A 13,199-nucleotide genomic window follows, 5' to 3' on the forward strand; every position below is an offset into this window, starting at 1 on the left:
CTCCCCTCACCGGGTTGCCCGGTCGCGGCTCCGCCACAGGTCGGGTGTCGTGCCGGCCGGCGCGGTCAGTCGACTCGGGAGAATGTGGCGGAGGCCGGTGTCCGGGTTGCTTCGGCCGACCAGTAATCGGTGTCGATCGACGTATCGAGTGCGCCGAGGAACGCTCTGCGCGCGGCGAGGTCGGCCGGATCGCCGGCGTACCGGGTGGCCGCCGCCGCCAGTCGGGTCGCCTGCTCGTCACCGATCCAGCGCAGGATTCGCGCGGCGTCGCCGGGCGAATAGTCGTCCGATTCCGTGCCCGATGCCACTTTCTGGATGCGGTCGAGCTTTGCGCGGGAAGGTGCCGCGAGATAGTCGGCGCCGACAGTGCGCGCCTTTCCCCGCAGCTCGATGCCTTCCCGCCCGAGTGCATAGGCGAGGGCGGCTCGTTCGACCTCGGCGTGGGCTGCCGGGGTGTTCATCGCGGAAGCGTACTGCGAAGCCACGACGACCTCGGCCAGATTCTTGTCCGACAGCGATACGTCTCCCGCATGATTCAACACGTATCCCCGCGCTTCCACAGCGCGCTGGATCATATCCTCGTCGCGGAAGCCGGCTCCCCGTAGCGAGGCCGCCACCTGGCCGAGGAACGCACCGCCGCCGACGAGGACTCCGTCGACGGCTGCCGCCGCGCCCCGGACGGTATCCACCCCACCGCGTCCATCCCGCGCCGCCACGCCGACCGCGTCCCTGGCAGCGTGCGACAAATGCAGTCGATCCAAATAGAAATGCGTGAACAAACCGTCGGCCCCACCGATTTTCGCGCCGTTCCATCGGGCGTTCCAGGCGGCCCACTGATCGGTCTGTGCGCGTTGCCGCTGGGCCGAGTAGGGCTCCAGCGGCCTGACCCGATTGAACAGCCACGCGGTGGCCGGGGTGCTGTTGAATGTCTGGAGTGCGGCGGCCCCCGCGAGGATCCCGAGCCCGGGCACGCCTGAGTTGGCGACACCACTCGGCCCCATGCCCACCGCGGTCGAGCCTCCGCCCACCGCGGTCGAGCCTCCGCCCGGCGCGCTCGATCCGCCGCCTCCGCTACTCGGCCCCTGCTGCAAGGCGAGGGAGAATCGGCCAACGATCCACTCGTTGCCCTGGTGCAGCGCGCGTACCAGGCGCCGGAACTGCAGCACGCCGACGATCTCGACGATGGCCCCCAGGATCAGCACCACCATGGTCTGCCCTGGCGCCCGGTCGAACAGGTTACCGAGGAAAAGGACGTAGAGGCCCAGATAGATGACATAGACGGCCATGGCCGCGGCACTGTAGAAACTGTCCACCAGATTGCGGACCAGAAAGGTCTGTGTGGGGCCGTAGACGAACCCGCCTGCGGCGAAACCGAAGATCGCCGCGAAACCGTGGAAGAGGGAGTCGAGTGCGGACCAGATGATCCTGACCGACAGATAGACGCCGAAGGCGAGCAGGATCGCGGCGCAGATCAGCAGGACCGAGCCGGAGCCGATCTGGCCCATGCTCGGATTCTGAGTCGCCTGATACGCCGCGGTGTCACCGCACCCGCGGATGCCGGACATGACGGCTTCTTCCGAATCCGACTGCATTCCGGAGGACCAGGTGGCGGCGCAACTCGGCCGGTCATCGACCACATGTCCGAAGTTCCACACCTGAACGGACCGTCGGGCGAAGTTGTCGACCAGTGTGTTCTGCATGGACGCAACAATTCCGGCGGGATCCGCGTTCGTCTTTCCGTTCAATCCGGCCGCGACGGCTATTCCGAGATCACGGCCCTGTGCGAGCAGGCCGTGCGAGGACAGCACATCCTCGAGCGGTGCGGCCAGGAATACCGGCCCGATCACGGCCACCGCCACCATGGTGACCGCCTGTGTCGCGGCCCGAGTGTGGAGGCCGCGTAGCACGAACCAGCCGACGAAGAATGCGCCGATCGACGCCGCGACGAGCAGCAGCATCGGGATACCCAATTGCCCGGTGAGGCTTTTCGCGACTCCCGCCAGCGCGTCCCCGATCGGGTCCAGCCAGCGAAAGCTCATCGTGTATCCGATCACCCAGACGGCGCAGGTCACGAGGACGATATAACCTGCGAATTCCAAGCTCAGAAGGACTGATATCGCAGTCTCCAGCGGTTCGAACGGTCCGCCGTCGGAGGCGACGAAATCGTAGTCGGTGACTGCAACCCCGTCGGAATCCCGGATGTTCATCCAATTCAGCGCCGGGTACCCGGCGGGCGCGATCGACTCGCCGTCCCCGGCGGCGAACGCGGTGGCGCCCACCGCGGCCGGAAGTACCAGCAGCAGTGCCGCGAGGGCGGTCACGCGGTACCGCCACCGCCGAAGTTTCCCCGACGTTCGGGGGCCTCGCCCGGAGGTATCTGTGCGGTCGCTTCGCGCACGGTGAGCAGCCGAAACGATCCGGCGGTTCATGGTCCTCCAACAGTCGGCGATGCCGGGACCGTCGACAGCTTCGGCGAACGGTGCGCAAGTACGCTATTCACTACCGTTCAGATGAAGGACATATCCGCGCACCGTGATCCGAATGCCACACTCGCCCTCGTGTGGGGCCCGCAGTAGAAGCGGTGCTGTTCCGGCGGTGCGTGCGCGGCCTGCCATCACTGCATGGCGCAGCCCGGACGGCGTGTCTTATGCAGGTATCCCGAGTCCCTCGGCGAGTAGCGGCCAAGAACGGTAGAACGCGTCACGCCAGTAACCCCAGGAGTGCGTGCCCGACGGCGCGTAGTCGAAGGTGGCCGGAATCCGGAGTTGAGCGAGCCGGTCCTGGAGATTGCGGGTGCACCACCCGGTGGCGGCCTCGATGACACCGCCTACCAAGAGCTGATTGGCCAGACCCTGGGGGCCCGGCAGCGCGTAGTCGCCGTCGACGGTGTCCCACTGCCCCGGCAGTCCGTTGCCGGTCGAAACGAACAACCTGGTACCGCGCAGCGCCTCGGCGTTCACCACCGGATCGTTGGCGACCCACGCCGGATCGTCGTCTTCGCCGTACATATTGCGGACATCGCCGCCACCGTAGAGTTCGACGACGAGTTTGGTGAACTGCCGCCCGATGGGGTCCGCGATCTGGGCGCAGCCGCTGTACCCGGCGACGCTCCGGTAGAAACCGGGGGCGGCCTCGGCCATTTGCAGAATCGCGGTGGCGGTCATCGAGTTCGCGGCGATGGCATTGATCCCATTGGTGCCCAGTGCTGCGTCGACCAGCGGCGGCAGCTCGTCGAGGAAGAAGGTGCGCCACTTGTTGCGGCCGAGCACCGGATCATCGTGCTTCCAGTCGGTGTAGTAGGCGAACGCACCACCGACCGGCATCACGACATTCACGTCCTTGGTGGCCAGGTATTCGCCGACATCGGTATTGGCCCACCAGGTCGCCGCGTCGGTGCCCCCGCCTGCCCCGTTCACCAGGTACAGCACCGGCCGGGGTTGTGAAGCGTCGCGGGGGCGCTGCACCCGGACGGTGATGTTCTCGTCCATCGCCGCGGAGTGGACCAGGATGGTCAGGCTGCGGCCGTCGACTCTGCTCGCGACGATTCGCGAGCCGTTCGGAGAGACCGGATCGGCGAGCAACTTCTTCGTGTCGACGATCGGATCGCCACTGTCGGCGGCGCCGTGCCCGGCACCGAACACCGTGACGGATGCGGCGAACATCGCAGCGGCAACAGCGACCAGCAGCGCGGGCCTCATACGTCGGCGTCTCACATCGAACCCCAGGTCTCGACTCACGACAGACAGTGCGTCGGTCGGGAATGGGAATCTACCCGATGCCGCTGCGGGACAGCCATTCCCGGCCGGGGACGAGCGGGGGAAGCCTCCGCTCAGGGGCATACGGTTCGCTGTCCGGGGTGGTGCACCGCGCGATACACCACCCCGGACGCCACCGACTCACAAGGAGAGTGCTCGGTTGTCGACCAGTTTCTTGAAGTCGGAGCCGGATTCGATCAGACCCCACTTCAGGAGCCAGCGGTAGGTCTGGTCGAACTGTTCGGGCGCGTACGGCTGCGGATCCGCGAAGCGCAGTCGCCACGTGCTGATATCCGACTCTTCCAGCGTGCCCAGCTCTTCCGGGATCTCCGCGGTGAAGTAGTGCAGGTACGGCGTGACATCGGCATTGATATCGGCGACGGCCCGGCGGACCCCGCGGTCGATCGCCGCGTAGACCTCGGGATCGACCTTTTCGTCGGCGATCTCGGCGCCGGTGTAGAACGCTTCGGCGATGAGCCGGTAGCCCTGCTTCAGCGCCAGGCTGATGTACGGCTCCATCAGTGCTACGGCTTCGACGGTGCCGTCGCGCAAGGCGCGGAACCGGTCGGCCGGACCACCGACGTGCACGACCTTCAGTTCGTCGGGCTCGATGAACCCTTCGAGCGTCTGGATCGCGAGGTAGTGGGAGCCGTGGTGGAAGTTCACCGCGACCTGCTGGTTGCGCAGACCCTGCGGGTGGAACACCTCCGAGTCGGGGCGTACGAAGATCGCCTGGCTGGCGATGGCCGCCCGCTGGGTCACGATCTGGCCGCCGCGACCCGAATCCTGTGCCCGCCGGACCTGCCCCCATTCGCAGGCACGGTACAGCGAGACGTCACCGTCTTCGAAGCCGCGGGAGATGCCACCGAACGAACTCACCAGATGATGGTCTTCGATCGGCTTGACACTGACGTTGTAGGCGCCGGGCGCGACCAGCTCCAGATCAACGCCCTCGTCGAGAAAGTAACCCTCCTCGAGGCCGACCAGGTAGGGAAGGGTGAAGATCGCGCCGGTCCGGACGCTCGTGATCTTCGCGGGGGCGGCCTTCGATTCGTTGCTGCTCATCGGATCGTTCCTTTCGTGGGGTGGCGTCGACCGCGGATGTGGTCGAGTTCGGGGTCGCCGGGAAACAGCGGTGCGCGGCGACGAGCGCGAGGACGGCCACGATTGCGGTGGCGGCGTAGGCGATGCGCATTCCGGAGGTGAAATCGTGCGGGGTGACAGGTTCGGACCGCGCGAAGAAGCCTGCTACGGAGACGGTCACCGCGCCCAGGGTGGCCGTACCCAGATTCATTCCGACCTGCCGCGAGGTACTGGTGATCGCGCTGGCCGAGCCGGCGCGTTCGCGCGGGAGCGCGGCCACGGCCGACGAAGTCGCCGGTGGGTTCGCCATACCCATACCGGTACCGAGGAGCGCGAAGGCCACCAGGATCCAGCCGATCGACGAGGTCGTCGAGGCCGCGAACGCCAATGACGCCATGGCGGTGATCAGGAAGAGATAGGCGAGGAGAACGGGCCTTCGTGGACCGTAACGCCCCAGCAGTCGCCCGGACACCTGCGCGGCGACGAGGGTTCCGGCCGTGAGCGGTAGCGCCATCAGCCCCGCCTCCCACGGCGAGTACCCGCGTACCTGCTGGAGGTAGAGACTGTTGACGAAGTTCATCCCGGTGAGGCAGAAGTAGGAGAACCCGGCCGTCAGTACCGCACCGCGCAGTTGGGGGCGGCGGAAGACTGTCAGGTCGAGGACCGGGTCCGCTGCCCGCCGCTCGACTCCGACGACGATCATTATCGACAACACGGCCGCGACCAGCGCGACCAGCGTCGTCGCCGACAGCCAGCCGTCGCGGGCACCGCCGGACAGTGCGAAGGTCACGAAGAACAGCGTCGCGGCGATGGACAGATGACCGGCCGGATCGATGCGCCGCCGCAACCGCGGGACCGGGGACTCGGGCACCCAGTGCAGACCGATCACCACGAGTACCGCGAACGGCAGGCAGATCAGGAACACGCTGCGCCACCCGACGGTCGCGACGAGCATCCCGCCGATGACCGGCCCCAGTGCCGTGGACACTCCGGCGGTCGCGCTCCAGGAGCCCAGCGCCCGGCTGCGGGCGACCGGATCCTGGAAGACCCCGGTGAGCAGCGAGATCGACGCGGGAGTCATCAGTGATCCGCCGATGCCCTGCAGGACCCGCCAGACGATCAGTTCGGCGAAACCGGAGGAGACGAAGCACAGCAGCGAGGCCACGCCGAACAGGACGACGCCGATCCGGAATATCCGCCGCGGCCCGTAACGGTCGGCCAGCGAGCCGGCGAGGAACAGGGTGCTGCCGCGGGCCAGGGCGTTGGCCACGACGACCCACTGCAGTCCCCCGACGTCGAGGCCGAGGTCGGCTTGCAACGAGGGAAGCGCGACCACGAGCGCCGACGTGTCGAGCGAGGACAGGAACAGGCTCGCACAGCAGGCCAGCAGGGCGGTCCGTGGATGCGGTACGGTCGGCGCGGCCACCGGCTCGCTCAACTCAGGCTTTCGTAGACCGGCCGCTCCGCGCGCCGCGACAGCAGGCCGATATCGAGGGCCACCTGGATCTGGCGGTCCATATTCGTGAACACGCTCTGATCCCAGACGGAGGGATAGATATCGCGGAGCCGCTCGGGCAGCAGTGCGATGGCGGCCTCCTCGCCGGCCGGTATCCCGAAGGCTTCATAGTGCTGGGCCAGCAGTGCGGGATCGCCGGTGATCAGCGCATTCGCCTCGGTGCGCAGGGCGACGAACCGCTTCGCGGTATCCCGGTTCTGGTCGAGCCACCGACGATTGAACGCCGCACCGTTGAGGAACAGCGGGTTCGAGTCCCCCGTCCCCTGCTGCCACAGCTCCGAAACCGTCGCGACCTGCCGGTTGCCCTGGGCAACCAGACGGGTGGCATTGGGTTCGATGGCGATGATCGCGTCCAGGTCGCCGCGCTCGTACAGAGCCAGATTGGCGATCGGCTGGCCGGGGAAGATCTGGAACTCCCGTTCGAAGTCGATCCCGTTGACCGCCAAGGCCAGTGCGGCCGCCTTGTAGGTATCGGAGCCCGCCGGCTGGACGCCGATGCGCTTCCCGCGCAGGCCCTCGACCGAGTCGATATCGCTGTCCGCGGGAACGAGCCACCGGCCGTGATTCCAGAGCTGGGGTCCGACGATGACCACGTCATGGCCGGAAGTATTGGCGTCGGTGGCCCCGAGCGGCCCGAAGGCGAAGGTGTCGAGCAGGCCGGTCAGCAGATTCTCCTGCCCGGTGCCGACACCGCCGCCGCCGTCGCGTTTCAGATCGAGGCCGTGCTTCGTATCGAGACCGAACTGCCCGGTGATCGGATCGATCACCGAACCCGCGGTCCCGGGCTGCACCGCTCCGATCTTGATCGGCCGCAACGGATTACCGTTCGCGTCGACCGCGGCGGTGCCGGCGTCACCGCAGGCGACCAGCAGCGCGCCGAGACCGAGTCCGCCGCAGAGCGCGGCACCGGCCCGGAGGGCCTGCCGGCGTGTCACGGCCGGCCCCAGGGTGGCTTCGCGAGTGAAGATATTGCCGCGTGTGGTGGACACGGGGTCTCCGTTTCTGGTTCGGGTCTGTCTCAGGCGATGTGGGCGATGATGTCGCGGTGCAGGTCGAACAGCGTGGAGTCCTCGGTGGAACGCGGACGCGAGAGGTCGACCCGCAGGTCCTGCACGATGCGGGCCGGCCGGTCGGCGAGCACGATCACCCGGTCGGCCAGGAAGGCCGCTTCGAGCGCGTTGTGGGTGACCAGGAGTCCGGTGACCGAGCGTTCGATCAGCAGGGTTTGCAGCAGCAGCCGCAGCTTGCGGCCGGTGAGTTCGTCGAGCGCGCTGAACGGTTCGTCGAACAGGACGATGTCCGGATCCACCGCGAACGCCCGCGCGACCGCGGCACGCTGGCGCTGACCGCCGGACAAGACCGACGGGTAGGCGCCGGCGTAGTCGCTCAGACCGACCGCCTCGATGAGTTCCGGGACGACCGACACGCTCTGACCGGCCGATTTCGCGGCGATCTCGATGTTCTCGGCGACGCTGATCCAGTCCAGCAGCCGCGGTTGCTGGAACACCATTCCGGTCCGTATCGGCGCAGTGTGCGCACCGACCCGGATCACACCGGCATCCGCGGTCTCCAGCCCCGCCACCAGATGCAGCAGGGTGGTCTTACCGGTGCCCGACGCGCCCACGAGGGCGACGAGTTCACCCGGTGCCACGTCGAGCGAGAAGTTCTCGAAAACCGCCTGGACGGTGCCGTCCTTCTTGCTCACGAACGATTTGGCGATATCGCGCAGTTCGATACCGGCGCTCATACCGAGGACTCCTTACGCCAGCGGGAGACCCGCCGCTCCAGTGTTTGCAGGACGCCGTACTCGATCGCGGTCATGACCAGGGCGAAGGCGATCGTCCAGGCGAGTACGCCCGCCACGTTGTGATTGGAGAACTCGAGGTTCAGCTGATATCCGACTCCGCTGGCCAGCCCGAATATCTCGACCAGGACGATCACCTTCCACGACATCGCGATTCCCAGCCGGGCGCCGGTGAACAGCGAGGGCGCCAGGGCGGGCATCCAGATCCGCCGCAGCCGGGTCCACGCGCTGAAGTGGTACACATGGGCCATCTCGTGCAGTTGCGGATCGACCTCGCGAACACCCTGGGTGATGTTGACGATGAGTGCGGGCGCGGCGGCGAGTGCCACGGCCAGGATCGGGTTGACCATGCTGATGCCGAACCAGATGACGCACAGCAGCGCCTTCACCAGGCCCGGCGTCACCAATCCCAGGAGTACGGCCGGCTCGAGGAACCGCCGGACGTATTTGTTGCGGCCCATGGCGATCCCGAGCACCACGGCCACGACGAACGCCACCGCGAAGCCCAGGAGCACACGCGTCAGCGTCACCTGGAGGTTCGCCCACAGCGCACCGCCGGTGGACAGGGTCACGAGTTCGTCCCCGATCGCGCCGAGCGACGGCACCAGCGGGCTGTCCATCCGGGCGGCCATCACGTTCCAGCCGACCGCCAGCAGGATGATCAGGGCCAGCGGTGGCGCGGCCACACCGAGGAGGGAGGTGACCCGCGAGCCGGTAACCGGCCGGCGGCTCGGCGGTGTGCGGCCCACCTGTTCGGCCGCGGGCTCGGCACTCAGCACGGTCATGAGAATCCGTTCGATCGGCCGGTGACGCGCAGGCGCGACCGGCGGAGCAGGGGTGTGAATCGGGGCCGATGCGTGACCCCGCGGGGTCAAGGGGCCGGATCGGTGAGATCACCGGGCGCCGTACATGTTCGGCACCTGTACAGGGTCGTCAGGAAGGGCGCGGGCCCGTCGCCGACACCAGCAGCTCCAGCCCGTCGCCGAGGGCGACGATCGTGGCCAGCTGCTCGGGTGAGAGCGTCGAGATCCGGTCCAGAATGATCTCGGTCAGCTGCCGGCGACTGCGCAGGAACAACTCGCGGCCGGACTCGGTGACCTCGATCAGGTTGACCCGGCCGTCCTCGTCGGAGGTGCGGCGTACGACATCCCCGGACTCCTCGAGCTTCCGGACGGTTCGCGATACGCTCGCCGGGTCCACACCCTCGTGGGCCGCGAGTTCGGACATCGACAGCGGCCCGAACTTCACAATCGCCGCGAGTGCGCTGCGCGCCGATTGGTTGATGCCCGCACGATCCATCGTCCGGAATTGCCGGGCCGCCTGGATGAGTGCCACCTGCACTCGCTCCACCGCCGCCACGAACTCCTCGGTGGTCGACGAATCGGGCGGGGTCATCGGCAGATCCTTCGTGCAGTGGCGTCCCGGACGGGGTGACCTGACACATTGTCGTCATCGTGCAGGTTCCCTTCGCTCGCAGGTGGCCGGTCGCTCGACCCGTACCGACAGCAAAAGGTTAACAACGATCAAGCATCTACTCGGAGATGTGCGCCCGGCCGACGCCTCGAGCGCCCCGCGCCCACACCTCCGGAAACCGGAGTCACCCCAGGTGGAGACCATATTACCGAGACCGGCCGGTCACTGGCCGGACAATCGAATCGCCGGGATCCGAATGTCGGAACTGCCGGCACTCCGGCCGGCTCACCCGGTCCGATACCCGGCCCGGTGCTGGTGTGAGCACCTGCCGCCGAAACCTCGCCGAGTTCAACCGAGCACGCGAGCCCGTACCGCTGGTGACCATTCGACGTACTCGACGTCGGCCCCGTCGGGATGGCGAAGATAGGCGAAGCGGCCGGTTGCGCTTGTGAACGGCCCCCCGGTCACGACGGCCGCCGTGGCCGTGAGTCGAGCGATCGACCGGTCGAGGTCGTCGACGATCACCGGCCCGACTGTCGAGCGATAGCGGTCGACATCGTCGGGCGGGCAGGCGATGAGCAGGAAATCGCCGACCGCCGCGAGCTCCGCCTGCTCGAACCCGAAGCGCAGATCCGCCGGGGCGCCGACGATGCTCTCGTAGAGCGGCAGCGCGGTGTCGAGGTCGTCGACGAACAAACGGGCGTAGGTCTTCAGGATCTGCATGGTCGAGACGCTACGGTGAAGCCACCGGCGGCAGCAGTACGCACTCGAAGGTGAGCGGTGGTTCCCGATGTCCGGCGACGACGACGCAGAGCAGCGCGCTCGCGATATCGCGCTGCGGGTATTCGCCGCGGTGTCGACGAAATGGGGCCTCCGTGTCATGGAGGAGATCGGGGCGGGCCACCACCGTTTCCGGGCGCTGCACCGCGCGGTCGACGGCATCAGCTACAAGATGCTCACCCAGACTCTCCGGGAACTCGAAAACCACGGGCTGATAGTCCGCTACGACCACGGCACCGCCAATCCGCACGTCGACTACTCCCTCACCGCGGCCGGAACTCGGCTCGTGGCCACCATCCATACGCTGTGTGATTGGTCGCGTACCCACCTCGACCGGCTGCTCGAGGCACCCGCGCACCGAGAGGAACCGTCCGCGTGATCCCGGCCATCCGAAGCCGCCCACAGCACGTGGTGACCGGGCTGCCCGGTCGGATCGGTCACGCGGATATCGACGGCGCGGACGATCGAATCGCCCGGTGGGACTCCGACTGCGTTCGCTTGCCCGCGGAATTCGTTGGGCGGCGAGACACGATACATGAGGCGCATCACAGGCTTCGGACACCGACACCCCGGGGATGGCCTGAGATGATCGGAGGGAAACGTCAGCAACCCGATTTCTTCTCCCGGACAGAACAAATGATCTTCCCACCAAGCAGCTACCCCACCGCCACCACACGGCTGTGGAACCTGCGGCCGTGGCGCGACAGTCCACTCCTGCGCCCCGGAGACCGCCTCCTCGCCTGGCTCGTATGCGGTGCGCTGCTCGTCACCGGCTCGGCGATCCCGATCGCGGCGGCGGTCGGGATCCACGCTCATCGAGGACTGAGCGAATCCGCTGCCACAGCGGCGGCCGAACGGTCCCGCGTACCCGCGACGCTCCTGGACACCGCACCCGCCCCCAGCGAATACGACCTGTACCCCACCGTCCCGGCCACCTGGTTCGCCACCGGCGCACAGCACACCGGCCACGTGTACGCCCCGTCCGGGTATCGCCGAGGTGAGGTCGTCGAGATCTGGGTGGAGCGGAACGGCACGCACACCACGGCACCTCCGAACGATCTGTCGGTCCTGTTCGACTCCGCCCTCGTCGGGCTGTTCGCCTGGAGCGCGCCGGTCCTGCTCTACTGCCTGCCGGCCGCGTTGATCGCCCACCGCATCCGATTGCGCCGAATGGAGCAATGGGAGATCGACTGGGCTCGCCTCCACGCCGAATTCTGAGGTCCCGGATCGGACAGCTGGGGTCATAGGGCCGGGTATTGAGCGCACGACCGCGACAACTCACCTATTTCGGGCGCACATTGCGCGATAGCCGGATAACAGTTCGGTTGCGCACCCCCGGCCGCAGATCCACGAGCTCACGACCAACAGTGGACGAAGGGCATCATGGCTTCCGATTCACCGTCAGGAAGCGTGACCGTTCCATTCCGTATGTCCGAAACACAACAAGGAGGAGTCTCCGTGACAGAAGCGCGTGACACGCTGCCGGGTCCTTCTGCCGTGACGCACACAGCGATGGAGCCGGCCCAGTGAAGATCGGGGTTCCTCGCGAGCTCAAAACGCACGAATACCGTGTCGCGATCACACCCGCAGGCGCACACGAACTCGTTCGCCACGGCCATACCGTCGTAATCGAGGCGGGTGCGGGCATCGGATCCTCGTTCCTCGACGAGGATTTCTCGGCCGTCGGCGCCGAGATCGCGCGCACCGCCGAGGAGGTATGGCGAACCGCCGATCTGCTCCTCAAGGTGAAAGAACCCGTAACGGAGGAATACTCACTACTGCACGCGAATCAGGTGCTGTTCACCTTCCTGCATCTGGCGGCCTCGAAAACCTGCACCGACGCGCTGCTGGCCTCCGGCATCACGGCGATCGCCTACGAGACCGTGACCGCGGGGGCGTCCTTGCCGCTGCTGGCGCCGATGAGTGAGGTGGCCGGCCGGTTGTCGGCGCAGGCCGGGGCCTACCACCTGCTGAAACCGGCCGGTGGCCGCGGGGTCCTGATGGGCGGGGTCCCGGGGGTCCGGCCCGCCGAGGTCGTGGTGATCGGCGCCGGTGTCGCCGGAAGCAACGCGATCGCGGTGGCATCCGGTATGCGCGCGGATGTGACCGTTCTCGACCTCTCCCTGGATCGGCTCCGGGATATCGACGCGCGCTACGGCGGACAGGTCGAGACGGTCGCCTCCAATGCCTACGCGATCGAGCAGGCGGTCCTGCGTGCCGACCTCGTCATCGGAGCGGTCCTGATACCCGGGGCGAAGGCTCCCACGCTCGTGCCGAACAGCCTGGTGGCGCGTATGAAACCCGGATCGGTCTTGGTCGACGTCGCCATCGACCAGGGTGGCTGCTTCGAGGACTCCCGGCCGACCACGCACGCCGAGCCGACCTATCGGGTACACAACTCGTTGTTCTACTGCGTGGCGAATATGCCCGGCGCCGTCCCGAACACGTCGACGAACGCTCTGACGAACGCCACCCTGCCCTACGTCGTCGCCCTGGCCGACAAGGGCTGGCAGCGCGCGGTGGCCGACGATGCCGGGCTCGCCGCGGGGCTGAGCACGGATCGCGGGCGCCTGTTCTCCGAGGAAGTGGCCGCCGCGCACGGTTACGAGTTCGTCGCGCTCTGAGCGCCGACCGCCCGGCGCTCCTGCCGGCCGGTTGCGCAAGAACTGACCTTTCGAGCTGTTTCAATATTTCTCGCGCCGAATGTCTTCGAATGTTCGGCGCGGCAGCGATATCCGCCGCGGTGACCTCGCCGCCGGCGTGAGGACGCGGAGATCACGGCACAGCGAGGCCACTGAGCGACGAGCGCGGCCCGGCGAGTAGCTACTCGCCGGGCGGCGCGCGGGAC

The 13,199-nt window shown here is 67.4% G+C and carries 11 protein-coding genes; 3 read left to right on the forward strand and 8 right to left on the reverse strand.

The genetic code is table 11. The annotated features are described in order from the left end of the window. Window positions 1–65 precede the first annotated feature (65 nt). From AB0H42_RS23705 to AB0H42_RS23740, 8 genes are all read right to left on the reverse strand, one after another. Window positions 66–2,321: a hypothetical protein gene (locus tag AB0H42_RS23705; protein ID WP_357059270.1), complete on the reverse strand. Its 2,256-nt coding sequence runs from the start codon at window positions 2,319–2,321 to the stop codon at window positions 66–68. Between the two features lie 324 nt (window positions 2,322–2,645). After that, window positions 2,646–3,698: an alpha/beta hydrolase family protein gene (locus tag AB0H42_RS23710; RefSeq protein ID WP_357059273.1), complete on the reverse strand. Its 1,053-nt coding sequence runs from the start codon at window positions 3,696–3,698 to the stop codon at window positions 2,646–2,648. A gap of 1,000 nt (window positions 3,699–4,698) precedes the next feature. Then, window positions 4,699–6,276: an MFS transporter gene (locus tag AB0H42_RS23715; protein WP_357059276.1), complete on the reverse strand. Its 1,578-nt coding sequence runs from the start codon at window positions 6,274–6,276 to the stop codon at window positions 4,699–4,701. Then, window positions 6,273–7,343 (reverse strand): ABC transporter substrate-binding protein, encoded by a 1,071-nt coding sequence (locus tag AB0H42_RS23720; RefSeq protein WP_357059279.1) that lies wholly within the window; start codon window positions 7,341–7,343, stop codon window positions 6,273–6,275. The genes AB0H42_RS23715 and AB0H42_RS23720 overlap by 4 nt, the downstream gene beginning before the upstream one ends. A gap of 29 nt (window positions 7,344–7,372) precedes the next feature. Beyond that, entirely contained in the window at window positions 7,373–8,101 is a 729-nt protein-coding gene (locus AB0H42_RS23725; protein ID WP_357059282.1) for an ABC transporter ATP-binding protein, read from the reverse strand. Then, window positions 8,098–8,943, reverse strand: coding sequence for an ABC transporter permease subunit (locus AB0H42_RS23730; RefSeq protein WP_357059284.1), 846 nt, complete (start codon window positions 8,941–8,943; stop codon window positions 8,098–8,100). The genes AB0H42_RS23725 and AB0H42_RS23730 overlap by 4 nt, the downstream gene beginning before the upstream one ends. A 148-nt stretch (window positions 8,944–9,091) precedes the next feature. After that, the gene (locus AB0H42_RS23735) at window positions 9,092–9,553 is read right to left on the reverse strand and encodes a MarR family transcriptional regulator (protein ID WP_357059287.1); all 462 of its coding nucleotides are present in this window, start codon (window positions 9,551–9,553) and stop codon (window positions 9,092–9,094) included. A 366-nt stretch (window positions 9,554–9,919) separates the two neighbouring features. Further along, entirely contained in the window at window positions 9,920–10,294 is a 375-nt protein-coding gene (locus AB0H42_RS23740) for a VOC family protein (RefSeq protein WP_357059290.1), read from the reverse strand. Window positions 10,295–10,361: 67 nt separating this feature from the next. Here AB0H42_RS23740 and AB0H42_RS23745 point away from each other — a divergent pair, with 67 nt between their 5' ends. From AB0H42_RS23745 to ald, 3 genes are all read left to right on the forward strand, one after another. Then, the gene (locus AB0H42_RS23745; protein ID WP_357059293.1) at window positions 10,362–10,730 is read left to right on the forward strand and encodes a helix-turn-helix domain-containing protein; all 369 of its coding nucleotides are present in this window, start codon (window positions 10,362–10,364) and stop codon (window positions 10,728–10,730) included. Between the two features lie 257 nt (window positions 10,731–10,987). Then, the gene (locus AB0H42_RS23750) at window positions 10,988–11,569 is read left to right on the forward strand and encodes a hypothetical protein (protein ID WP_357059296.1); all 582 of its coding nucleotides are present in this window, start codon (window positions 10,988–10,990) and stop codon (window positions 11,567–11,569) included. Between the two features lie 308 nt (window positions 11,570–11,877). After that, the gene (gene ald, locus AB0H42_RS23755) at window positions 11,878–12,975 is read left to right on the forward strand and encodes an alanine dehydrogenase (protein WP_357059299.1); all 1,098 of its coding nucleotides are present in this window, start codon (window positions 11,878–11,880) and stop codon (window positions 12,973–12,975) included. Window positions 12,976–13,199: the final 224 nt, after the last annotated feature.

Origin of the sequence: Nocardia sp. NPDC050799 (assembly GCF_040654015.1) — a bacterium.
Classification (GTDB): domain Bacteria; phylum Actinomycetota; class Actinomycetes; order Mycobacteriales; family Mycobacteriaceae; genus Nocardia.